The following is a 22,380-nucleotide window of genomic DNA, read 5'->3' as shown; positions in this document are numbered from 1 at the left end:
GTAAGCTGTTTGGTGAACTGAATTTTACTGCTTTAATGAAGTAATGGTACGGACATAAAACCAGGACTAGGGGCAGGCCTTGAACCTAATTGGTTTTTTGGCTATCATTTAGTATACTATCCGATTGGACAACGTAATTGTTATCCATCAAATTTAACTCAAGAGGACAGACGCATCCGATGAAAAAATTCAAGTTTCCCAAGTTCAAGATTCAAAAGGCTGAGCCACAGCAGCTCACCGAGCGTTTGCTTTTAATCAATCTATACTTTACACAAGGTCTGACACTGATTATCGGAGTTGTGTGGATCTTATTGCAGAAACGAAACTTGTTAGATGTACTCGCATGGCCTGACAATTACCAATTTATATGGTGGGGTCTTGGTCTTGCAGGAATTATGCTTGTTATGGACTTGGTACTGTCGTATGTTATACCTCAGGAAAGCATGGATGACGGTGGAATTAACGAGATGCTGTTCCGTGGGCGTCCGATCTGGCACATTGTATGCATAGCAGCCATTGTTGCAGTGTGTGAGGAATTATTATTCCGTGGAGCCATCCAACATGCCATCGGTCCTTACTGGACAAGTATTTTATTCGCAGTTATCCATATTCGTTATTTGCGCCACTGGATTCCAACAGGCTGGGTGTTTGTCTCAAGTTATGGATTGGGTTGGATTTACTTGCAGTCCGGCACATTATGGGCGCCTATATTATGTCACTTTATTATTGATTTGGTGTCCGGATTAGCGATACGTTTTCGGAGGGGATCATGAATCAGCCATTAAGTAGAATGAAGACATATGGCAGTCAGCGCCATCGTCAATCGGATAAAAAAGAGAAATCCGAGCGTCAGGTGGCTTCTCAAGTAAGCATCGTTGCTGAAACGGCAGCAGCTGCTGAGGTTGGCGGAATCACACCAATTACTTCCGTTTCTTTACCTAGATCACAGCGCAAGCCCTATACAGAAAAACTGGAAAGTCCAGTACTTCCTCAAAGGGCACCATCACGCTCCAAAAAAACGCCAAATTCAACGGAAGAAGCGATCCCCGAAGCGGGTTCGCTTCCTACACGGACAGAATTACATCCTTCACGTCGGTTAAAATTGAGCAAAAGGTTTGTCAATTCACTCATTTTTATTTTTGTCATGTTAACGATTAGTCTGGTTTGGTGGGGGGTTGAAGGGGCACCCGCTCTGAATACGTTCCTTCCCTTGCCGTGGTAATGCTTTTACTCACAGGTTTTATCATTTTGATGGGAGTTTTACTATTTTTTCACATGTGGCGTGAAGCCCGCGTTCATCAAATGATTGAAGAAGAGGTTGAAGTGCCACATCTGCCAACATCCTTTGACGGGGCTAAGATTTTGTATGTATCCGACACGCACAAGCGCAAGCTGAACCAGAAGGATCTGGAAAACGTTAAAAACAAGGTGGACTGGGTTCTCATCGGCGGGGATGTTGCGGAAAAAGGAATTTCATGGTCTCTAGTTAGACATAACATGAAAATTTTATCGAACATTGCTCCTTCATTTACGGTGTATGGCAACCATGACAAGAGGGCTGGTACCGCTCAACTTGCGCGAATTCTTCGTGAATCGGACGTTAAACTCCTGCAGGATAATGTGGAATATCTGCAAAGGGGCAATGACAGACTGAGTCTGATCGGCATAGACTATCGTTCCAAACAGGGCGATGTATTACTACAGCAGATCGGTAACCGTTTTTGCAAAATTGCTATCGTTCATGATCCTTTGCAGGCCCTTCGCTTGGAAGAAAATGCAGATCTTATTTTAAGCGGTCATACACATGGCGGACAATTGGTTGTACCATTTTTCGGACCTGTGTTCCTTGGAAAATCGTATCGTCCCGTATCGAACGGGTGGTACTCCCTGAAGCGAAGTCCGGAGGACATTCACCAAGAAGGCAAAATGCTTGTTAGCAGAGGATACGGTACAAATCATCTTCCTCTCCGACTAGGTTGTCCTGCGGAGATGCATATCATCACGTTAAGAGTGCCCGCAGAAAAAGCACTCACAGAGAAACAGCCTTGATCCATTGGATCAAGGCTGTTTTATTTTAATGCGCAAAATTACAATTTAACGAGCTTCCAATTCAATTGCACGCGGATCAACAAAGGAATAACCTTTCTTCTCGAGCTTGGTCAGCAACTCATCCAATGCTTCAACCGTCCAGGGCAACTCATGCATCAAAATATTGCTTCCGGGATTTAACTGGTCTAGTACATTTTGGATGACTTTTTCCGGTTTGTCTTTGGTGCTTTTATCCCAATCGAGCGAACCATTAGACCAAGTCATATATAACATGCCATTTTTCTTCACAGCAGCCTTCAGTGCATCATTTCCCGAACCAAAAGGTGGACGGAAGAATTGCGGTTCCACACCAATGGTATCCTTCACTATTTTTTGGACATCTGTAACCTGTTTTGCCGCCTCAGCGTTGGACATTTTTTTGAGATCCTCATGATCCCAGGCATGATTGCCTACAATCTGACCCCGTTCATGTATGAGTTTGAGCAATTCCGGATGGCTTTTCACCCGATATCCATTGACGAAAAATATCGCTTTAGCGTTATGTTTATCTAAAGTGTCGATCAGTGAAGTAATCATTTTTTCTTCTTTGGGTCCATCATCAAAAGTTAACAAGACGACCTTGTTTGGGCTCGCTTCATCGTTTGGTTTAATATAATAATTTTCATTCATATGATACGTTTTATCCACTTTCTCTTCTGTAGAAACCTTCTCCGAAGATTCAGGTTTTTCTTCAGTCGCAGTTGAATCTTCCGTTGAAGGCTCGGGTACAACAGTTCCGGGTTTTCCTGTTTCAGATGGGTTAGAGTTACCTTGCTCTTCTTGAACCGTGGTAGTTGATTCGCCCGCTGGTGCGGAATTATCAGATGATTTTTCTTCCACTGTCCCACAAGCTGACAGCAGCAAACTTGCAGCAATGATCAATGCGGCTGTATGTCTGAACATGATTTCAACTCACTTTCCTGTATTTATACGGAATGAGATCGCTCACTACCGCAAACACTAAATATGATTTTAACACTTGAAGGAGGTTGGTGTAATGAAGACGTCATCCTTTTTTTGGGGCATTGTCATTGGTGTTGCAGCCAGTTCATGGCTGTCCAAAGGCAGATTGCCCATGATGTCATCGGGTTCATCACGTAACATGATGGATCAGGCAAAACATAAGATGATGGAAATGACTTTCCCGGGTATGGACGGGTTCACAAGCAAGCAAAATCAACATGGTGAATCCCACAAAAATCCGGCAGCAAAGACCGCAAGAGCAATCACACCGCAGGAAAAAGAAGCGAATATGAGCATGCTCAAAGATTTTATTCGCACCAATCCGGATGTGAAGCATGAAGTTGAGCAAATTTTAAGTCAAACAAACACAACAGTACCGGGTTTATAAACCAAAACCTCCAATTAGAATCATCCACAGTCTAGATTGGCTGTGGAATGATTCTTTTTTTGTCGATTTTACTTCGTGCATTTAGAGGTATAAAATGATAACATAACTACATAGATTTATTTTCAGCACATATTGTTTTGTGCTTCATAATCTGTTATAAGACTTGCTTATAAAGGGGAGATCCTGTATGAAAATAGAACGACTAAGTCACGATAAGATACGGATTTTCCTGACCTTTGACGATCTGAGCGAGCGCGGAATACAAAAAGAAGATATGTGGCAGGAAATACCTAAGGTTCATGAACTGTTCACTGAAATGATGGATCAGGCCTATTCCGAACTTGGATTTGATGCCACAGGTCCACTCGCTGTCGAAGTATTCGCACTTCCCGCTCAAGGGATGGTTGTCATTGTCACACGAGGAAAATATGATCCGCAACAATATGGTTCAGGTCATGAAGATGATCTTCCTGAAGAAGTATATGAAATGGAAGTTACACTCGAGCAAAGCGATTCCATCGTTTATGCATTCAAGGACTTTGAAGTGCTCATTGAAGCTGCACATATGTTGCGTCAGCATGTTACGGATGCTGGGAGACTTTATTCTTATAAAGACAAGTGGTTCTTGCATTTGGAGCCAGATGAGGTAGATACCACCAAACATGCGGCATTGATTGCCTTGCTTGCTGAGTTTGGCGAAGGCTCCTCAGTTACTCCAGCAGTTATGGAAGAGTATGGTAAGGTTGTTATTCCTGCACAAGCGATTGATGTTATCTGCACCCACTTCAAACGCCAGGATTAATCTCTAGTTGTAATCGCGTCTTTAGTCAGAGGAGGGAATTTCGGTGCTTTTGTTTTCGGTCTTAGCGGCAGCAGTTGCTCCGGGTCTCGCCTTGTTAACATACTTTTACCTGAAAGACCGTTATGATTATGAGCCACTTCATATGGTATTGCGGGTTTTCCTCATGGGAATTCTGATGGTACTGCCTGTGATGATTATTCAGCGTGGCATGATGATATGGCTCGGGGATAATCCTTATCTTGAGGCCATTATGATCTCAGGTGGTGTGGAGGAATTCGTTAAATGGTTCGTACTTTATCATATCATCTATAATCACACCGAATTTGATGAGCCGTATGACGGGATCTTATATGCAGTCGCTGTTTCACTTGGATTTGCCACTGTTGAGAATGTGTTGTATGCCTTTGCGGGGAATGCATCCGTCTCAGCCATGTTCCTTCGGGCACTGCTCCCTGTTTCAGGGCACGCTATGTTTGCGGTAATCATGGGTTATTATATGGGTAAAGCCAAGTTTATCGGTGGTAAGAAAAAGCGGTGGTACCTGGTTCTTTCTCTGGTTTTACCTTTTTTCTGGCATGCATTGTACGATGTCATCATGAACACCATGGTTAATCATTGGTTGTGGTTTATAGCGCCGCTAATGGCGGGCCTGTGGTATGGGGCAATGGGTAAAATCACACGAGCTAATAACCGTTCTCCTTTTCGTTTTGTGAAGCGGGAGGAAGAGGTTAAATTATAAAAATACGGACACACTGGTGGACATAAAGCGCATATTGCGCCTATGGCTCCGGTGTGTTTTTATTTTTACAGATAAACTCCCGGGGAATGACCAACAGAAACGGAGATCGTTGTGATGAGAATTAAAATTAAAATCAGATGCAAACAATGCGGTGAACGATTTACATTACGAGGCAAGAAAGAGCGGGGCCGAATTGAGACGGGATTCAAGCAGTGCCTATGTGATAACAGAGACCAGTTCGAAATTGAAGAAGAGGGCATGGCAACTGGGATTCAGCTGAATTAAAAGGAGGACCCAAAAGGGACTTTAGTAGCCTGCTTGTGTGAGGACTGGAAATCGCATGCATAAGAGATCTTTCTTCGATCCACAATAGAGGTAGTGGTTTAGAAGAAAGGAGACTCTACGGATGTATAAACGTTTAAGTTCAGTTATGTTTCCGATATTTGCGGTTCTGCTGGTCGGTGCGCTCGTGTGGGGTTATCAGGAGAATCAGGAGAAGAATGCAATTCTGATCAAGGCAGAGAACCAATATCAGCGTGCCTTTCACGATTTATCTTTTCATATGGACAAATTGCATTCGGAGATTGGTAACACCTTGGCGGTTCACTCTACATCACAGGGGATGCATCGCAAAGGTTTGATGAATGTATGGCGACTCACCAGTGAAGCGCAGAATGAGATCAACCAACTGCCACTCACCATGCTGCCATTTAACGAGACAGAGGAGTTTCTCTCACGTATTTCCAACTTTGCCTATCGGGCGTCGATGCGGGACTTGACGAACGAACCGCTAAGTGAGAAGGAAATGGGCAACCTGAAGAAGCTGTATCAGAATTCATCCGAGATTACCAAGAATCTGCAGGATGTGCAGCAGAAAGTCTTGACGGACCGATTGCGCTGGATGGATGCAGAGACTGCCATGGCAACGCAAGAGCAAACAATGGACAACACGATCGTTGATGGTTTTCGTACTGTGAACAAAAAGGTACAGGAATACCCGGAGCTTGATTGGGGTCCTTCCGTATCCAATATCTATGCAAAACGATCAGTAAAGAAACTGGGCGGTTTGCCGGTGACCAAAGAACAGATCCAGAGCAAGGCTGCAAAATTTTCTGATGCGGATCGTAGCAAAATCCAAGTACAGGAGAACGGCAAAGGAACAGACTGGGAGTCCTACACTGCCACGATTGATCATGCCAACAATGGCAAACTGATGATGGATTTCACCCGTAATGGCGGAATGCTGATCTCTTACAGTGATACGCGTCCAATCGGAACCAAAAAAGTGTCTCGTCAGAATGCAATGGCTAAAGCAGATCAATTCCTAATGAACAAAGGTTATAAGGATATGAAGGCCGTAAACTACGATGAATATGGTAATCTGGGTAACCTTACTTATGTACGTAAGCAAGGAGACACTTTGATCTATCCTGAGAAAATGTCAGTTCGTGTAGGTTTGGATACAGGTGAAGTAACCGGCTTCCAGGCGAGTGACTTTGTCTACGAACATAATGACAAGCGCAAAATTCCGAAAGCAACTCTTACGGAGCAACAGGCGCGGAAAAAGCTTAACTCGGAGTTCGAAGAAAATTATGTTCGCAAATCCCTGATTGAGAATGATTACAGCAAAGAAGTATTGTGTTATGAATTCGGAGGGAAAATTAACGGTTCTCGTTACCGGATATACATTAATGCAAATACAGGAATGGAAGAAGCGGTTGAAGAGATCAAACCGGTCAATGCAACCTCATAAAAAGATGGATAATCTGAATTTTAAGCTGAGCGAATAACTGCGGCAGACCACGATGTGGTCTGTTTTTTTCTTGTTCAATGTGAGAAAGGTCATGGTATAATAGTCCTCGTACATACGAAGATAAATACATAAAGTGGCGGTGAACAGCTTGTTTCCTAAAATAAATGAAATTTTATACATCCAGATTGCTTCTGCAGATGAAAAAGAGGAACACAAAGAATACAAATCACGCATTGCAGATATGGATGACACCAGTTTTCTGATTGAGGTCCCGATGCAACAAGGAAGCAGCCGTCTGAAAAGGCTCTTTTTCGGAGAGGAATTGTCGATTTCATATATTACGGAGGATGGAGTCCGGCATTATTTTAATACCTATGTCACGGGATTTGAGGAAGATGTGGTCCGTCTTGTCCGTATCCGCAAACCGCTTCCGAGCGATATATCCAAAATACAACGGCGCAGCTTTCTTCGTGTTCACGCAAATCTCGAACTGGCCATCCAGAGTGAAGATCTGACCCGTGCCGTCGGATTGACTGAAGATATTGGTGGCGGTGGATTGTCCATCTACGGCGAAACAGGGTTTTCAATAGCTGAAGGTCAAAAATTGAAATGCTGGTTGCTGGTTCCCTACCGGAATTCAACCATTGAACATGTGAATTTTGAAGCTGAAGTTGTGCGGATCAAAACTCTGGAAACCGGCAGACAGCTATGCATGCTGAAGTTTGTGCAGATTTCAGATTCGGAGCGCCAAAAAATTATCAAGTTTTGTTTTGAACGGCAACTTGACTATCGCACGAAATAGGAATGTTGTGGCATAAGAAGAGGGAACTGCGGGTACCGTAATGAAAAAAACGGAGGTATTGCCTTGAATCATCGTCATGCAACCCGCAGATATGAACGACTTTATTATGTTTTCTCCAGGCGAATGGAACGAAAGGTTACGATTCTGATTACAGCCCTTCTAATCCTGCTTGTGGTATATCAATTACTGCTGTTGGTACCAGGCTTCAAAAAGAATTTGACCACCATTGACCGCCTGGAAGGAACGCCAATTGAAGTGCAAACGGTGAATGATTACAAACGTCGTTGATTTGTCTGTTTTTGCATCCATGTGTAGAGTGTGGTATAATTTTCACGATGCAGGCAATGCCTGTTTTTTTATTGAGGTTTATCGTTTGAGGAGGAATGCCCCGTTGGCAAGCCAGAACACATCAGAGAACGGGAAAATGAACGTTGCAATTGACGGACCTGCCGGTGCCGGGAAAAGCACGGTGGCTCGATTGGTTGCAGAGGCGCTCGCGTATGTATACGTCGATACAGGCGCAATGTACCGTGCGGTTACCTTGCACATGCTTCGGAAAGATATTGCGCCGGAAGAAGTGGTACAGGTACTTCAGGAAGCCCAAAAGCTGGTCATTGATTTACAACCGGATCCCGACGGACAGAAAGTGTTCTGTAATGGGGAAGAAGTAACCTCGGAAATCCGCTCCCGTGAAGTGACGGGAATCGTGTCCCGATATGCGCAAATCGAGGGGCTGCGTACGCAATTAGTGGATACTCAGCGGCAAATGGCTTTGCGCAAGGGCGTCGTCATGGATGGACGCGATATCGGAACGACAGTACTGCCCGATGCGGAAGTGAAAATCTTTATGACTGCCAGTGTCGAAGAGCGTGCGCTTCGCCGCTTCAAAGAACTGGACCCCTCTGATGGACTGACGTTGCAACAGCTGGAGCGAGACATTGCCACCCGTGACAGATTGGATGAGAATCGGGAAATTTCCCCATTGCGTTGTGCTGAGGATGCTATCGTCCTTGATACAACGGAGATGAACATTCATGAAGTGGTTGACAAAATCGTATCTTATTGCACAATGGTCAGAGGAGAGATCGGTCTATGATTTACACATTTTGCAGCACATTACTGCGGATCATTTATACCATTCTTTTCCGCTTGGAGGCCGTTGGACGGGAGAATATTCCGAAAGAAGGCGGCGTACTTTTATGTTCCAATCATATTAGTAACTTCGATCCTCCAACCGTTGGTATCAAAATTCGCCGTCAGGTGCGTTTCATGGCCAAAAGCGAATTGTTTGACATTCCGGTACTCGGCCGAATTATTAAAGCCGTGGGTGCTTTCCCCGTTAAACGTGGAGGTGTCAGCAAGGAATCCATCAAAACCTCACTCAACATTTTGCGTGATGGTCAAGTGCTTGGAATCTTCCCCTCGGGAAGCCGTCACAATGATGGAGGTATCGGCAAAAAAGGGGCAGCGAGTTTTGCTCTCCGCAGTGGCGCTACAGTTATTCCTACTGCTATTATCGGTAACTACAAAGTTTTTCGTAAGATGAAAGTTGTATATGGAGCACCAGTAAGTTTGGACGAGTTCAAGGAAGACCCATCTGGAGAAGCTCTGGAGAAGGCGACTGAAAAGATTATGTCCAAGATTAACGAAATGGTGCAAACGGGCGTGCCAAGCAAGTAATGGCTTCGTCAGTAGCTGAGTGCATGTTTCCATATTTTTGAGGGAGACTAAAGTTTGAGCACTCAGTGATGAAAGTGTTTTGAACTCTGCTACAGGCAGGTTTGAATATAATGGGGTTTTTGAATTGAGGAGGGTATTTGACATGTCGGAAGAAATGAAAAATCAAGAAGCAACCCAAGATGAGTTGGATCAATTCGTTTCCTTGAAAAAAGGAGATACCGTAAAAGGAACCATCGTCAAATTGGAAGATAACCAAGCCTATGTGAGCATTGGATATAAATATGACGGTGTCATTCCAATTCGTGAACTGTCTTCATTACATGTTGACAGCGCGTCTGACGCAGTAGAAGTTGGACAAGAAGTTGAAGCTAAAGTTCTTAGCATCGACGACGAGAAAGAAAAACTCGTTCTGTCCAAACGTGCAATCGACAGCGAAAACGCATGGGATCAATTGCAAAAGCATTTTGAAGACCAAGACGTATTCGAAGTTGTTGTAGGTGATGTTGTTAAAGGCGGTCTGGTAGCAGACGTGGGCGTACGTGGATTTATCCCGGCTTCCATGGTTGAACGCCATTTCGTTGAAGACTTCAGCGACTACAAAGGACGCACACTGCGTGTTAAAGTGAAAGAGATCGACCGTGAGAACAACAAAGTGATCCTTTCCCAAAAAGACGTACTGGAGCAAGAATTCGAAGCAAACAAAGCTACAGTAATGGCTGGTTTGCAAGAAGGTCAAGTAATCGAAGGTACAGTACAACGTTTGACTCAATTCGGTGCATTCGTTGATGTGGGCGGAGTTGACGGTTTGGTTCACGTATCCGAGCTGGCTTGGACACACGTTGAAAAACCATCCGATGTACTGTCTGAAGGTGATAAAGTTAGTGTGAAAGTGCTGAAAGTTGACCCTGAAAAAGGCAAAATCAGCCTGAGCATGAAAGCTGTTCAACCAGGTCCTTGGGAAACAGCAAGCGAAAAATTCAATTCCAGCGATATCGTAACAGGTGTTGTAAAACGTCTGGTAGACTTCGGTGCATTTGTTGAAATCGCTCCTGGTGTTGAAGGACTTGTGCATATCTCGCAAATCTCTCACAAACACATCGGCACTCCTCATGAAGTGCTGAAAGAAGGACAGGAAGTTCAGGTTAAAATCTTGGACATGAACCCTTCTGAGCAACGTGTAAGCTTGAGCATCAAAGAAACAGAAGAAGCTCCAGCTCAACCACAAAAATCAGAAAGACCTTCAAGAAACAACGCTCCGCGTGAAGAAATTAACAATCCAAACGTTTCCTTGAACAATCAAGGTATGAGCACTACGCTTGGCGAACTGTTTGGAGACAAACTCAGCAAATTCAAATAAGTTAACAATGCATGGTTCTAAGTTATATACTGCATATTTTGCTGAATAACAAAAGCAAGATCGGCGAGCCCAAGGCGGGTTCGCCGATTGTTTTTATTGCGAGTAATTTGGCATGAAACGTTAGCCAAGACATATCTTTTTTGCTATGATGAGTATCGTAAGTATGGACAGGAGGAGTGGAATGTATGGCAAGACCCGTTGTGGCAATTGTCGGACGACCGAACGTGGGTAAATCCACCATTTTCAATCGGATCATCGGCGACAGACTGGCCATTGTGGAAGACAAGCCGGGCATTACCCGTGACCGCATATATGGAATCGGTGAATGGAACGGTAAACCATTTAGTATCATTGATACAGGTGGTATCGAAATTGATGGTGAAGATGTAATCTTAAAATCGATTCGGATGCAAGCAGAGCTGGCTATTGAAGAAGCGGATGTTATTGTATTCATGTGTGATGCAAAAGCAGGTATTACGCAATCGGATGAAGAGGTAGCAGAGATGCTCTACCGCTCAGGCAAGCCTATTGTTGTAGCCGTTAACAAAGTGGATAATATCGGACGAAGTGAGCTCATTTATGAGTTTTATGGATTTGGTTTCGGTGATCCCATCGGCGTATCCGGAAGTCATGGTACAGGTGTAGGTGATTTGCTTGATGCAATTGTGGAGAAGTTGCCAGAACTCGAGGAAGAGACTTACGATGAAGATGTTATTCGTGTAGCTCTGATCGGACGTCCTAATGTGGGTAAATCTTCACTGGTGAACGCTATTCTGGGTGAAGAGCGTGTCATTGTAAGTGACGTGGCTGGAACGACCCGGGATGCAATTGATACACCTTTTGAAAAAGACGGCCAACGTTACGTGCTGATTGATACAGCAGGTATGCGTAAGCGTGGTAAAGTATATGAAACAACTGAGAAATACAGTGTAATGCGTGCGATGCGTGCGATTGAGCGTGCAGATGTTGTTCTGATTGTCATTAATGGTGAAGAAGGCATTATTGAACAGGACAAGCATATTGCAGGATATGCATTCGAAGCGGGTAAAGCGTCATTGTTTGTTGTGAACAAATGGGACGTGGTAGAGAAGCATGACAAGACGATGAAAGAGTTTGAGAGAAAAATTCGGGATCACTTCCTGTTTATGACTTATGCTCCGGTCGTATTTTTGTCGGCTCTCACAAAACAACGCTTACAAAAACTGTTGCCGGTTGTGCAACGTGTAGCAGAGCAACACTCGTTACGTGTGCAGACACATCTGCTTAACGATGTGGTGTCTGATGCGGTTGCCATTAATCCTCCGCCAACAGATAAAGGACGGAGAATGAGAATTAACTATGTGACTCAGGTTGCAGTTAAACCGCCGACCATGGTTATTTTTGTGAACGATCCTGAGTTGATGCACTTCTCATATGAGCGCTATCTGGAGAATAAAATCCGTGCAGCGTTTGATTTCGAAGGAACACCAATTCGCATATTTACTCGGAAGAAGTCCGACGAAAGTTAGGGGAGAAGTGTGTGATTTTACAAATCGCAGCGATTGTACTGAGTTATCTGCTCGGTTCGATCAGCTTTAGTGTCCTCCTTGCCAAAGCGATACGGGGGATCGATATTCGTCAGCACGGAAGCGGAAACGCGGGAGCTACCAATACATTGCGTATTTTGGGTAAAGGACCGGCAATTGCTGTTCTGTTACTTGACGTACTTAAAGGTGTTGCAGCTGTATGGATTGGAATCTGGCTGAGTGACGGTTCTGCCTGGATTCCTGCACTCAGTGGTATAGCAGCCATTGCAGGACATAACTGGCCGCTTTACTTCCATTTTCGTGGAGGAAAAGGCATTGCCACAGCCATTGGTGTTCTGGTGAGTCTTGCTTTCCTACCTGCGTTATGTGCTGGGGTGATCGCCATTCTGTCTATTGTATTGACACGCTATGTTTCATTGGGGTCTCTGATTTTTGTAGCATTTACACCCATCTTTATCCTGGTATTACCCGGATATTCAATGAATATCTTCTGGGGGAGTCTGATTATTTGTCTGTTTGCGTTCTGGAGACATCGTACCAATATTGCGAAGCTCGCCAAAGGACAGGAAAATAAATTGGGATCGAAAAACCCTGGAGGGGGTAAACGAGTTGTCTAAAAAAGTTGCTGTTCTGGTCGCTGGAAGCTGGGGGACAGCTCTGGCCAGTGTACTCGCCGCCAATCAGTTGGACGTGATGATGTGGACACGTGGTGAAGACCAGGCTAACGAAATCAATAACAAACACACCAATACTCGCTATCTTCCGGATGCGGAGCTTTCACCACGAATTCAAGCAACAACTGATATGGAAGCTGCGGTGGAAGGCGCTATAGCTGTGTTAATTGTTGCGCCTTCATCAGCCATGCGTGCAGTTACGAACCAGCTTAAGGCTTATTACAAGCCTGAGATGTTAGTCATTCATGCAACCAAAGGTTTCGAGACAGAAAGCCTCAAACGGATGTCCACAGTCATTTCAGAAGAGCTTGAATGTGAAGAAGGACGTGTTGTTGTTCTTTCTGGCCCAAGCCATGCGGAAGAAGTGGTGAAGCGTTGTCCAACGACAGTGGTTGTAGCTTCACTGGATAAGTCATCTGCCGAGTCTGCCCAAGCTTTGTTTATGAATGCCTATTTCCGGGTTTACACGAATCGGGACATGATTGGTGTTGAGCTTGCAGGCGCATTCAAAAATATCATTGCTCTTGGTGCAGGCATGTCCGATGGTCTGCAATTTGGTGATAATGCCAAAGCCGCTTTGCTAACACGTGGTCTTGCAGAAATCACACGTATTGGTGTTGAGATGGGAGCAAATCCGCTAACGTTTTCGGGACTTGCCGGAATCGGGGATCTGGTTGTAACGGCTACAAGTCAGCACAGTCGGAACTGGAGAGCAGGTTCCATGTTGGGCCAGGGACAGAAGCTGGATGATGTACTGAAGTCCATGGGCATGGTGGTAGAAGGCATTCGAACTACGCAAGCTGCCTATTTCATCTCACAAAAATACGGTGTACAAATGCCAATTGCGGATCAGTTATATCACGTTTTATTCCAGGAGAGACAGCCGCGTGATGCGGTTGAAGCCTTGATGGGGCGTGACCCGAAGACTGAAATGGAAGTCATGAAGCTTGAAACCTGGGAGCAGTGGCATTCCTGATTGTAATCAGCCTAAACGTACCTTGTGAAATAAGAAGCTTATTCACCTTTTCTGTAGCAGACTCATACTATACACATGAGTATTGCCGGAGGAGGGGAGACGAATGGGTAACAACATTTCCAAAGATGCACTGAATGCAATCAACAAGAAAACGGGTAAAACGATAACGGAAGGTGCCGTTAAGAAATTGGCGAGCACGGTGAAACCAACGACGATTCAGAATGAAGCTCAGTTGCGCCAATTGATCAAACAAGTATCCGCCATGGCGAAAGTTCCGGTATCTGAGGATACAGTTAAGGATATTGTGAGTGCGGTCAAGAAAAGCGGATTGAATCCGAGCAGTATGGAATCGTTAATGAAAATGATGATGAAAAAATAATAGATCACACCTGCTTGTGCAGGTGATCCAGTAAGACAAAAAGACGAGTCGGCTTCTGCCGGCTTGCTTTTTTGTCTTTTTTTTGGAAAGTTGAGCTGAATTTCATGTTATAATGGTTGCAATTGTCACAGTGTCAGTGATGAATATCGGACTGAAGGGGAGACTGCTGGATTATGAGCGCAATGGACAAGATGTGGCTGTCATTGGTGGCCATCCTCATTATGGGACTATCTGTATTCCTGATTACGTTTGCTCGTGCCAAAACAAAAGGTATTGTACGAGGGATTCTTTCTCTGATTGCATTTTTGATTATGCTGATTGGCTTTTTCGGTGGAATCGCTTCTCTGACCTGATTTCCCATGCCTGAAAGATAACATCCGCATAAGCACATCATAAGAACTGACACAATGAACACGGATGAGGGGAGTGTGAGCCTATGAGGCCGCATGATACGGAGGGGCGGACAGAGCGTTATCCGGAATTACACGCGGCTTTGCTGGAAACGGCCAAAGCCTGGAACACACAGCCGCAGACATGGTTACTTGGAGGAAGTTGTGGGTTGCTGCTTCAAGGGGTGGAGTTGCAACAGGCTCCGAGAGATATTGATATCTATGCGGATGTTGCTGCTGCTAAAGAACTTCACCGTAGCGCTCCGGGGGAAATGCTTGACGAGCCTACAGTGGACAAAACAGGACCGTATGCTTCTCTGCTGAGCCACTATCAGGTGGGTGAATGTGCGCTGGAACTGGTTGGTGGTTTCGAAATATGGGCTCGCAAAAGTTGGTACCGTATCGAGATTGAACATGTACTTGCTCCGCATGCACCAGTAGCACAAGTGGGTTCATATACCCTGCGACTGATGCCGCTTGCGCATGAGCTGTTGTTTAATCTGCTGCGAGGTCGTGAAGATCGTTATGTCCCCATTGCGACACAGATGCGTGAGCAGCCAGATGCACATCAACCTATAATGATGCTTTTAAGTCAACAGAATGTATGGACAAGCCGCTTCAGAGCCGAAGTGGAAGAGCTTGTTGGCTTTACATGGCCCCAGTAGGTTGAGGGAGGAAAATGATGGACTATAAAGTTACTTTTTTACCTATGAATAAATCGATAGCGCTCAAACCAGGGGTGACACTTCTGCATGCAGCACGACGTGCTGGAGTCCAGATTACGACCCGATGTGATGGTAAAGCGGCTTGCCTGATGTGCAAAGTGAACGTAGATGAAGAACATCGGGCGGAACTGTATCCACCAACAGATGCAGAAAAGCGCAAGCTGGGTTCTCTGTTGGAAGCAGGTACACGACTGTCCTGTCAGGCCAAGGTGTGTGGATCTCTATCGGTTCATGTTCCAGAGGACCCGCTGAAGGCAGCCGTTCGGAAACAACTGGAACGACAGCAACAGGAAGATGACTGGTTCTGAGCGTTATGAAATGGATTCTCTAATGAGTTATTCAAGGAGGACACGAATGATTAGGAACAAGCCAAAATGTGTGGAAGGAAGCGGACGGCAGCGTCTGAGACATCAGACGGGCGGTCTGCTGTTATTCCTGTTGTTTGCTTTTACAGCAAGTGGTTGTATGTATCCATCCCAGAGCAATTCGGACCCTAAGATAGCGTATCGGGAAAGCGTGAGCCGTATCCAGAGTGCGGTTGAGGCATTCCAGCAAGATGAGGGGATTTTGCCAATCATCAATGCAGATATGGAAACGCCTAAATATGAAAAGTTCAGAGTGGATCTGCCCAAGTTGAAACAACTGGGGTATCTGGATGAAATACCGGGGACTGCTTTTGAAAGCGGTGGGAGCGCTTACTTCCTTATTCAGGACGAAGAAGTGAATCCGACCGTTAAAGTGATGGACCTTCTGACCGTACAGAAAGTAAACGATGTGCAACGAATGGTTAATCAATATAAGTCCGTACATAACAATAAGCTGCCAAGTGGGGAAGAACTGTATCCGGGGTTATATGTTGTGAATATGGAGCAGGCTGCTCAGGCAGGTACTCCTTCCATTACGCTGAATAGTGTATATTCAGGTCAGGCGTTACCTTTTATGATGGATGACGAAGGCAAGGTCTATGTGGATTATGCTTTTGACATTATGCAGGCAGTGGAAAAGTCTGACATGTCTCCAGCAGACACTGAAGATGTTCGCGATTTTCTGTTGGAACACTCCTACTTCGTACCCGTTAAATCGGTTCCCTATGCTTGGCAAAATAATGCACCGGTTGCAAGCCAATAGAATAAGCGTGAATTGAAATTTAAATGATCTAACTGTATGACTACCATGGCTCCAATGTTTAAAAAAGAGATATTCCAAATAAGGGATATCTCTTTTTTCTTTTGTCAGTATGAGCAATAACCGTCATAAAAGCTTCACGGATCACATAAAGTAGATTGAAATAAAGACGCTCAGTCCGAGATCGGGGGATTCTCCTAATGTCATCACCATAAGATAAAAAAACAAAAATACGCGTCATATTGCCGCATACGGATACATAAGATGATACTAGTCCAATTGCATGTACGAGTTAACGCCGCTCTCGCCGGTTTCATCAGAATGCAACGTTCGGCGGCGGACGACTTCCGGGCACTCACAAAGGCGGCTCTACCGTTGCAGGGATTTCAGTCTTCTGATTGAAAAAACGAAGCGGATGCTCTTTAGCATTTTTCCTTCGGAGTAATTTAGGGAGGGGATTTCATTGGAGAAAGTGGACATTTTTAAGGACATAGCTGAGCGGACCGGAGGGGATATTTATCTCGGGGTTGTCGGCGCAGTCCGGACGGGAAAATCAACATTTATTAAACGATTCATGGAAACGATCGTATTGCCTAACATCGCAAGCGAGGCTGATCGTGCCCGTGCAGTGGATGAACTTCCACAAAGTGCAGCAGGCAAAACCATCATGACAACCGAGCCAAAATTTGTACCGAATAACGCAGTCCAGATCAAGGTGGCCGAAGGGCTGGATGTCAATGTACGTTTGGTGGATTGTGTAGGTTACGCGGTGGAAGGAGCCAAGGGATACGAGGATGAGAATGGTCCACGCATGATCTCCACGCCTTGGTTCGAGGAACCAATTCCATTCCAGGAAGCCGCCGAGATTGGTACTCGCAAAGTCATTCAGGAGCATTCTACACTGGGTGTTGTGGTAACAACAGACGGCACAATCGCCGAAATTGCCCGCAGTTCCTATGTGGAATCTGAAGAACGGGTCATTGCGGAATTAAAAGAAGTGGGTAAACCGTTTGTCCTGGTCATCAACTCCACTCGTCCTCGCAGTGAAGAAGCCCTGCAATTGCGGAGTGAGCTTGCTGCCAAATACGACATTCCGGTGATGACACTCAGTGCAGCGACCATGACGGAAGATGATGTGACGGGTGTACTTCGTGAAGTGCTCTATGAGTTCCCTGTGCATGAAGTGAATGTAAACTTGCCAAGCTGGGTTATGGTGCTCAACGAGACTCACTGGCTGCGGAGCAACTACGAAAATTCCGTACGGGATACCGTCAAGGATATTCGCAGACTTCGTGACGTGGATCGGGTTGTCGCACAGTTCATGGAATATGAATTCATTGATCGCGCAGGTCTGAGTGGCATGAATATGGGGCAGGGTGTAGCCGAAATTGACCTGTATGCGCCGGATGAACTGTATGATCAGATTCTCGTAGAAGTGGTTGGCATCGAGATTCGTGGTAAGGATCATCTGCTGCAATTGATGCAGGAATTCTCACATGCGAAGAGAGAATATGACCGCTTTGCAGAAGCGCTGGAGATGGTCAAAACGACCGGATACGGCATTGCTGCTCCATCTCTTGCCGAGATGGCTCTGGATGAACCTGAGCTCATTCGTCAGGGCACCAAATTTGGCGTACGGCTGAAAGCAACGGCACCGTCCATTCACATGATCCGGGTTGATGTGGAATCGGAGTTCGCTCCAATCATCGGCACAGAGAAGCAGAGTGAGGAACTGGTGAGATACCTGATGCAGGACTTCGAGAACGATCCGATCAAGGTATGGGATTCAGACATGTTCGGTCGTTCCCTGCACTCCATTGTGCGAGAAGGTATTCAGGGCAAGATTGCCATGATGCCGGATAATGCAAGGTACAAATTGCAAGAGACGCTGGGAAGAATCATTAACGAAGGTTCGGGCGGCTTGATCGCCATCATTCTGTAAAACATCAAAAGACCGTAAGGGGGCATCCCCTCGCGGTCTTTTTTATGTGATTTCTTTATTTTGGATGAAATGGATAGGAAGAATAGTACTTTCGAAAAAATTTAGCGAGTTTTAGCTTTAAATTGCTAAAACCCATTTACATACTAGGGATTAGCCGTTATATTAATATTCAACTATTGTGATCGAGATCACAGAGAGTGGACAGGGGGATACAGAGATGAAAAGAAAAGAGACAAAATGGGTATGGTTGAGTGTGTTATTAGTATTTACATTGGCGTTGTCCGCTTGCGGAATCAAGAAAGAACCGGCAGCCACTCCGGCTTCGGGTGCATCAGATGATACACCAAAAACGGAAGCAGTTACAGGCCCTCTAAGTGGCAAACGGATCGCACTTATTATGGAATTCAATACAGGTACTTTCTCGCAGCAATATGTACAGGGTGTAAAAGAAGAAATCGAAAAATTCGGTGGAGAACTGACAACGTTTGTTGCCGATAATGACAAAGCAAAGATGGTATCCTTGCTTGATAGCGCTATTAACCAGAAGTTCGATGCCATTCTCACAGATCACGGTGATTCCCTATTAGAGCCAGGCGTGAAAAAGGCAGTAGAACAGAATATTCCAGTGGTCGTGTTTGACGCAGCTATTAGTGTTCCGGGAGCTACAGTCCTGTCGCAGGATGATCAGAAGATGGCTGAACTGACGCTGGAGCAAATGAAAAAAGATATCAATGGACAAGGCAATATTGTCAAAGTATGGGTAGCTGGTTTCGCACCGATGGAACGCCGTCAGATCGCATACGGTGAATTCATGAAAGCAAATCCGGACATCAAGGAAATAGCTACATTCGGTTCTGCACAGAACCCGGCGCTGGATACTCAAGCCAAAATGGAAGCTATTCTCAAGCAATATCCAAAAGGTGAGATTACAGCTGTATGGACTGCATGGGATGAGTTCGCCAAAGGTGCAGCGCGTGCGATTCAACAAGCTGGACGTGATGAGATCAAAGTGTATGGTATCGATATGAGTGACGAGGACCTGCAAATGATTCAGGACCCGAAAAATCCTTGGGTTGCTTCTGCTGCTGTTGATCCAACGGATATTGGACGCGTCCAGGTACGTTATGCTTATCAAAAACTGAACGGGGACGAGACGGAAGATGCAGTTGTTCTTAACCCGGTCTATGTTCAACGTGAAGCTCTTCCAGATAAACAAATCTCCACTTCGGAGCTGTCAGAGTTCGTTGAAGGTTGGGGTGGCAGCACACAAGGAATCAAGGACTGGATGAGCGAATACGGAATTACTGCTAAATAAGCAGCGTATGGGAAGCGCGCCGCAAGGCGCGCTTTTTCAAACATAAATGAAGATATGTGTGGTCTGGATGAAAAAAGGGATGCTCCCGGAAGGGAACGATTGGAGGTTAACATCATGAGCACTGCACCGATTCTGCTTCAAATGGAACATATCCACAAGCAGTTTTCAGGTATTCCTGCACTGAAGGATGTGGATTTCTCTGTAAAAGGTGGGGAGATTCATGCGCTGTTGGGTGCCAATGGTGCCGGTAAGAGCACGTTAATGAAAATTTTGTCCGGTGCCTATCCATTGGATCAGGGTACGATTCAGTTGAGTGGACAAGCGCTACATTTAAGTTCTCCAGGAGACGCAAAGGCAAGTGGGATTCACTGTGTCTATCAGGAAGTGGATGCAGCACTGGTGCCACAGCTGACGGCTGCGGAGAACATTATGTTGGATCAGTTGGCTTCATCTGCCGGGGGTTGGTGGAAAAGTCCACGAAAACTGCAACAGCGTGCGGTTGAGGCGTTGAAGCAATTAGGAGCAGACATATCCGTTCACCAAAAAGTGGCCGATCTGACACTTGCAGAAAAACAGATGATTTTGCTGGCACGGATTTTGATCCAGGATGCCAAAGTCATCATTTTTGATGAACCTACCGCACCGCTGAGCCAGGAAGAGACGGATGCATTTTTCCGGATTGTTCATCTCCTGAAGGATCGGGGCGTAGCTTGTATTTTCATTACCCATCGTCTTGCGGAAGTGACAGGTCACTGTGATCGCGTTACGGTTATGAGAGATGGGCAACATGTATTTACCGGTGAAGCAAAGGGTCTGACGATCAACGATTTGGTTACACAGATGCTGGGCAAACCATTCGAAGAAGAGTTTCCGAAGACGGAAGCGCCCGTGGGGGAGCTGTTGTTAGAGGCACGTGGGCTTCGTCGTGGAGTGAAAGTCAAAGGTGTTGACCTCTCTGTACGCCGAGGTGAAGTCCTAGCTGTGGTAGGTCTGGTAGGCGCGGGTAAAACGGAAAGCTCTCGTTTGCTGATTGGTGCAGATCGGCTGGAGGGAGGCGAGATCCGGCTTAATAACCGTAATCTCCGCCTGTCTCAGCCTGCGGATGCGGCGGCTCTGGGGATTGTTTCTGTACCGGAGGAGCGACGTAAACAAGGAATCCTGATTCAGGAGAACGTGGAACGGAATTTAAGTTTGCCTTTGCTAAGCCGTCTTAGCACATTGGGTTTTGTAAGCCGCAAGCGGGAACGACTAAATGCAGAGTCATTGGTGAAACAGCTTGGAATTAAAACATCGTCCGTGAAACAGGAAGTGAAATATCTAAGTGGTGGTAATCAGCAGAAGGTAGCCATTGGTAAATGGCTTAATGCGGATGCGGATGTATTTATATTTGATGAGCCAACCAAAGGCGTAGATATTGGGGCGAAAAGCGACATTTTCCGCATCATCAATGAACTGGCTTTGGCGGGTAAGGGTGTCATCTATTTCACCTGTGAACTGGACGAAGGCATGGGAATTGGCGACCGAATCGCTGTCATGTGCGAGGGTGTTATCGTAAAAGAGTTCAAACGAGGCGAGACTAACCAAGAACAGCTGCTATACTATGCAAGCGGTGGACAAGAGGTGCAATCATGAAGGATAAATCACTGGATTTTGCGTTCCGTTACGGGGCGATTATTGTCATCATAGGTGTTATCGCATTTTTCGGCATTAAATTGCCTTATTTCTTTACGTACAGTAACTTGACCGATATTTTGGGCTCGATCTCGATCGTTACGTTTGTAGCGATCGGTGTTACGTTATCTCTCATTGTTGATGGATTTGATCTCTCGGTTGGGGCGACTGTCTCATTAACTACCGTCGTTACGGCTTCATTAATGATCTGGTATCAGCAACCGCTCGCAATCGTCATTATCGTGCCATTGATTATCGGAGCTGTTATTGGTTTACTGAACGCTTTGCTGATCGTAAAATTGCGTATTCCGGATTTGCTCGCAACCCTTGCCACGATGTACATCATCGGAGGTATTCACAAAACGTATGCACAGGGATATACCATTTACAATCACATGCAGTTCCCTGATGGAAGCAAAGCTGCGGGAGAGATGGACCCGACATTCCTGCTAATAGGGCAGGGCAAATGGCTTGGTATGCCGATATCGGTTATCATGCTACTTATTGCGGTAATAGGTGTGCATATCTTTTTGACGTATACGAAATATGGTCGCCAGATGTACATTACCGGTGGTAATGAGGAAGCTGCACGGTTGTCTGGAATCAAGGTGAAAAAGGTGCGTACACTCGCCTATGTAGCCGCTGGAGTGTTTGCAGCAATCGGGGGTATTATCTATGCTTCCAAAGTAGGATCTGGGCAAATTGATGCGGGATCACCGTTGTTAATGGAATCCGTAGCTGCAGTATTTGTCGGTTTCTCTGTGTTTGGCGCGGGTAAACCAAATGTCATCGGAACCTTCACTGGTTCGGTTCTGATTGGTGTACTTGTGAACGGTTTAACGATGATGAACGTACAGTATTTCACACATGATATTGTAAAAGGTGGGGTTCTCGTGCTTGCCCTGGCGGTTACATTTTACGTCTTAAACCGCAACCGGACTTGAAATTGTGGGCTGTCTGTATTAGTATGAAATTTGTTCGGCGTCTGAAATGCCCGTGGTTTCAGACGACATTCTGCCGAAAATGACTGTTGACCGCAGGCGGAGATTTGTGTTCAGCGCTCAAGATGTACGTAGATTTTTTGCG

General features: G+C 45.5%; 26 protein-coding genes. 25 read left to right on the top strand and 1 reads right to left on the bottom strand.

Features of this window, described 5'->3' with window-relative positions; translation table 11 throughout:
- Positions 1-179 precede the first annotated feature (179 nt).
- The 3 genes from MHB43_RS20810 to MHB43_RS20800 are packed head-to-tail and all read left to right on the top strand — an operon-like array spanning position 180 to position 2,049.
- A complete protein-coding gene (locus MHB43_RS20810) occupies positions 180-773 on the top strand; it encodes a CPBP family intramembrane glutamic endopeptidase (protein WP_036607728.1) in 594 nt (197 codons plus the stop codon).
- Positions 770-1,222 carry a hypothetical protein gene (locus MHB43_RS20805; RefSeq protein WP_405117911.1) on the top strand — a complete coding sequence of 151 codons (453 nt, stop codon included), beginning with the start codon at positions 770-772 and terminating at the stop codon, positions 1,220-1,222. Before MHB43_RS20810 ends, MHB43_RS20805 begins: the two co-directional genes overlap by 4 nt.
- A 29-nt stretch (positions 1,223-1,251) precedes the next feature.
- On the top strand, positions 1,252-2,049 hold the full coding sequence (locus tag MHB43_RS20800; protein ID WP_405132455.1) for a metallophosphoesterase: 798 nt from the start codon (positions 1,252-1,254) through the stop codon (positions 2,047-2,049).
- Between the two features lie 45 nt (positions 2,050-2,094).
- On the opposite strand, the gene MHB43_RS20795 is transcribed toward MHB43_RS20800, so the two are convergent.
- Positions 2,095-2,991: a polysaccharide deacetylase family protein gene (locus MHB43_RS20795; RefSeq protein WP_405117910.1), complete on the bottom strand. Its 897-nt coding sequence runs from the start codon at positions 2,989-2,991 to the stop codon at positions 2,095-2,097.
- A gap of 94 nt (positions 2,992-3,085) precedes the next feature.
- On the opposite strand from MHB43_RS20795, the gene MHB43_RS20790 reads away from it, so the two are divergent.
- The 22 genes from MHB43_RS20790 to MHB43_RS20685 all read left to right on the top strand — a co-directional run bounded on the left by MHB43_RS20790 (position 3,086) and on the right by MHB43_RS20685 (position 22,238).
- Positions 3,086-3,439, top strand: coding sequence for a hypothetical protein (locus MHB43_RS20790; RefSeq protein ID WP_221820297.1), 354 nt, complete (start codon positions 3,086-3,088; stop codon positions 3,437-3,439).
- Positions 3,440-3,626: 187 nt separating this feature from the next.
- The gene (locus MHB43_RS20785) at positions 3,627-4,241 is read left to right on the top strand and encodes a genetic competence negative regulator (protein WP_339177534.1); all 615 of its coding nucleotides are present in this window, start codon (positions 3,627-3,629) and stop codon (positions 4,239-4,241) included.
- 43 nt (positions 4,242-4,284) lie between these two features.
- The gene (gene prsW / locus MHB43_RS20780; protein ID WP_237174690.1) at positions 4,285-4,980 is read left to right on the top strand and encodes a glutamic-type intramembrane protease PrsW; all 696 of its coding nucleotides are present in this window, start codon (positions 4,285-4,287) and stop codon (positions 4,978-4,980) included.
- A 114-nt stretch (positions 4,981-5,094) separates the two neighbouring features.
- Positions 5,095-5,265, top strand: coding sequence for a hypothetical protein (locus tag MHB43_RS20775; protein ID WP_165980215.1), 171 nt, complete (start codon positions 5,095-5,097; stop codon positions 5,263-5,265).
- A gap of 121 nt (positions 5,266-5,386) precedes the next feature.
- The gene (gene ypeB / locus MHB43_RS20770) at positions 5,387-6,733 is read left to right on the top strand and encodes a germination protein YpeB (RefSeq protein ID WP_124116198.1); all 1,347 of its coding nucleotides are present in this window, start codon (positions 5,387-5,389) and stop codon (positions 6,731-6,733) included.
- Positions 6,734-6,881: 148 nt separating this feature from the next.
- Positions 6,882-7,535 (top strand): flagellar brake protein, encoded by a 654-nt coding sequence (locus MHB43_RS20765; RefSeq protein ID WP_076209903.1) that lies wholly within the window; start codon positions 6,882-6,884, stop codon positions 7,533-7,535.
- Between the two features lie 63 nt (positions 7,536-7,598).
- Positions 7,599-7,823: a hypothetical protein gene (locus tag MHB43_RS20760; protein WP_237174691.1), complete on the top strand. Its 225-nt coding sequence runs from the start codon at positions 7,599-7,601 to the stop codon at positions 7,821-7,823.
- Positions 7,824-7,926: 103 nt separating this feature from the next.
- Entirely contained in the window at positions 7,927-8,631 is a 705-nt protein-coding gene (gene cmk, locus MHB43_RS20755; RefSeq protein ID WP_405117909.1) for a (d)CMP kinase, read from the top strand.
- Positions 8,628-9,215, top strand: a complete 588-nt coding sequence (locus MHB43_RS20750) for a 1-acyl-sn-glycerol-3-phosphate acyltransferase (protein WP_076209906.1) — start codon at positions 8,628-8,630, stop codon at positions 9,213-9,215. Before cmk ends, MHB43_RS20750 begins: the two co-directional genes overlap by 4 nt.
- Before the next feature lie 142 nt (positions 9,216-9,357).
- The gene (gene rpsA, locus MHB43_RS20745; RefSeq protein ID WP_036607712.1) at positions 9,358-10,572 is read left to right on the top strand and encodes a 30S ribosomal protein S1; all 1,215 of its coding nucleotides are present in this window, start codon (positions 9,358-9,360) and stop codon (positions 10,570-10,572) included.
- A gap of 185 nt (positions 10,573-10,757) precedes the next feature.
- Entirely contained in the window at positions 10,758-12,080 is a 1,323-nt protein-coding gene (gene der, locus MHB43_RS20740) for a ribosome biogenesis GTPase Der (RefSeq protein WP_076209907.1), read from the top strand.
- A gap of 11 nt (positions 12,081-12,091) precedes the next feature.
- The gene (gene plsY, locus MHB43_RS20735; RefSeq protein ID WP_076209908.1) at positions 12,092-12,715 is read left to right on the top strand and encodes a glycerol-3-phosphate 1-O-acyltransferase PlsY; all 624 of its coding nucleotides are present in this window, start codon (positions 12,092-12,094) and stop codon (positions 12,713-12,715) included.
- Positions 12,708-13,748 carry an NAD(P)H-dependent glycerol-3-phosphate dehydrogenase gene (locus tag MHB43_RS20730; RefSeq protein WP_091018053.1) on the top strand — a complete coding sequence of 347 codons (1,041 nt, stop codon included), beginning with the start codon at positions 12,708-12,710 and terminating at the stop codon, positions 13,746-13,748. Before plsY ends, MHB43_RS20730 begins: the two co-directional genes overlap by 8 nt.
- 103 nt (positions 13,749-13,851) lie before the next feature.
- On the top strand, positions 13,852-14,127 hold the full coding sequence (locus MHB43_RS20725) for a stage VI sporulation protein F (protein WP_017687687.1): 276 nt from the start codon (positions 13,852-13,854) through the stop codon (positions 14,125-14,127).
- Positions 14,128-14,300: 173 nt separating this feature from the next.
- Positions 14,301-14,480, top strand: coding sequence for a DUF2768 family protein (locus MHB43_RS20720; RefSeq protein WP_017687688.1), 180 nt, complete (start codon positions 14,301-14,303; stop codon positions 14,478-14,480).
- A gap of 83 nt (positions 14,481-14,563) precedes the next feature.
- Positions 14,564-15,181, top strand: a complete 618-nt coding sequence (locus MHB43_RS20715) for a hypothetical protein (protein ID WP_405117908.1) — start codon at positions 14,564-14,566, stop codon at positions 15,179-15,181.
- A 17-nt stretch (positions 15,182-15,198) separates the two neighbouring features.
- Complete coding sequence (locus MHB43_RS20710) at positions 15,199-15,549, top strand: 2Fe-2S iron-sulfur cluster-binding protein (protein WP_405132454.1); 351 nt, start codon at positions 15,199-15,201, stop codon at positions 15,547-15,549.
- Between the two features lie 46 nt (positions 15,550-15,595).
- Positions 15,596-16,369 carry a hypothetical protein gene (locus MHB43_RS20705; RefSeq protein WP_405117907.1) on the top strand — a complete coding sequence of 258 codons (774 nt, stop codon included), beginning with the start codon at positions 15,596-15,598 and terminating at the stop codon, positions 16,367-16,369.
- Between the two features lie 460 nt (positions 16,370-16,829).
- Positions 16,830-18,308 (top strand): stage IV sporulation protein A, encoded by a 1,479-nt coding sequence (spoIVA, locus tag MHB43_RS20700; protein WP_017687692.1) that lies wholly within the window; start codon positions 16,830-16,832, stop codon positions 18,306-18,308.
- Positions 18,309-18,525: 217 nt separating this feature from the next.
- Entirely contained in the window at positions 18,526-19,623 is a 1,098-nt protein-coding gene (locus MHB43_RS20695) for a sugar ABC transporter substrate-binding protein (protein ID WP_036672016.1), read from the top strand.
- 114 nt (positions 19,624-19,737) lie between these two features.
- Positions 19,738-21,255: a sugar ABC transporter ATP-binding protein gene (locus MHB43_RS20690; RefSeq protein WP_237174698.1), complete on the top strand. Its 1,518-nt coding sequence runs from the start codon at positions 19,738-19,740 to the stop codon at positions 21,253-21,255.
- The gene (locus MHB43_RS20685; RefSeq protein WP_405117906.1) at positions 21,252-22,238 is read left to right on the top strand and encodes an ABC transporter permease; all 987 of its coding nucleotides are present in this window, start codon (positions 21,252-21,254) and stop codon (positions 22,236-22,238) included. The genes MHB43_RS20690 and MHB43_RS20685 overlap by 4 nt, the downstream gene beginning before the upstream one ends.
- Positions 22,239-22,380: the final 142 nt, after the last annotated feature.

The sequence above is a fragment of the Paenibacillus sp. FSL H8-0317 genome (genome assembly GCF_045040685.1).
GTDB lineage: Bacteria > Bacillota > Bacilli > Paenibacillales > Paenibacillaceae > Paenibacillus.
The sequence above is the reverse complement of the archived record's forward strand: the minus strand, read 5'-3'. Positions and strand labels throughout refer to the sequence as shown.

Coding starts and splice junctions, on each gene's coding strand:
- MHB43_RS20810 (WP_036607728.1), top strand. CDS start 180: ATGAAAAAATTCAAGTTTCCCAAGTTCAAGATTCAAAAGGCTGAGCCA.
- MHB43_RS20805 (WP_405117911.1), top strand. CDS start 770: ATGAATCAGCCATTAAGTAGAATGAAGACATATGGCAGTCAGCGCCAT.
- MHB43_RS20800 (WP_405132455.1), top strand. CDS start 1,252: ATGGGAGTTTTACTATTTTTTCACATGTGGCGTGAAGCCCGCGTTCAT.
- MHB43_RS20795 (WP_405117910.1), bottom strand. CDS start 2,991: ATGTTCAGACATACAGCCGCATTGATCATTGCTGCAAGTTTGCTGCTG.
- MHB43_RS20790 (WP_221820297.1), top strand. CDS start 3,086: ATGAAGACGTCATCCTTTTTTTGGGGCATTGTCATTGGTGTTGCAGCC.
- MHB43_RS20785 (WP_339177534.1), top strand. CDS start 3,627: ATGAAAATAGAACGACTAAGTCACGATAAGATACGGATTTTCCTGACC.
- MHB43_RS20775 (WP_165980215.1), top strand. CDS start 5,095: ATGAGAATTAAAATTAAAATCAGATGCAAACAATGCGGTGAACGATTT.
- ypeB (WP_124116198.1), top strand. CDS start 5,387: ATGTATAAACGTTTAAGTTCAGTTATGTTTCCGATATTTGCGGTTCTG.
- MHB43_RS20750 (WP_076209906.1), top strand. CDS start 8,628: ATGATTTACACATTTTGCAGCACATTACTGCGGATCATTTATACCATT.
- rpsA (WP_036607712.1), top strand. CDS start 9,358: ATGTCGGAAGAAATGAAAAATCAAGAAGCAACCCAAGATGAGTTGGAT.
- der (WP_076209907.1), top strand. CDS start 10,758: ATGGCAAGACCCGTTGTGGCAATTGTCGGACGACCGAACGTGGGTAAA.
- MHB43_RS20725 (WP_017687687.1), top strand. CDS start 13,852: ATGGGTAACAACATTTCCAAAGATGCACTGAATGCAATCAACAAGAAA.
- MHB43_RS20720 (WP_017687688.1), top strand. CDS start 14,301: ATGAGCGCAATGGACAAGATGTGGCTGTCATTGGTGGCCATCCTCATT.
- MHB43_RS20715 (WP_405117908.1), top strand. CDS start 14,564: ATGAGGCCGCATGATACGGAGGGGCGGACAGAGCGTTATCCGGAATTA.
- MHB43_RS20710 (WP_405132454.1), top strand. CDS start 15,199: ATGGACTATAAAGTTACTTTTTTACCTATGAATAAATCGATAGCGCTC.
- MHB43_RS20705 (WP_405117907.1), top strand. CDS start 15,596: ATGATTAGGAACAAGCCAAAATGTGTGGAAGGAAGCGGACGGCAGCGT.
- MHB43_RS20695 (WP_036672016.1), top strand. CDS start 18,526: ATGAAAAGAAAAGAGACAAAATGGGTATGGTTGAGTGTGTTATTAGTA.
- MHB43_RS20690 (WP_237174698.1), top strand. CDS start 19,738: ATGAGCACTGCACCGATTCTGCTTCAAATGGAACATATCCACAAGCAG.
- MHB43_RS20685 (WP_405117906.1), top strand. CDS start 21,252: ATGAAGGATAAATCACTGGATTTTGCGTTCCGTTACGGGGCGATTATT.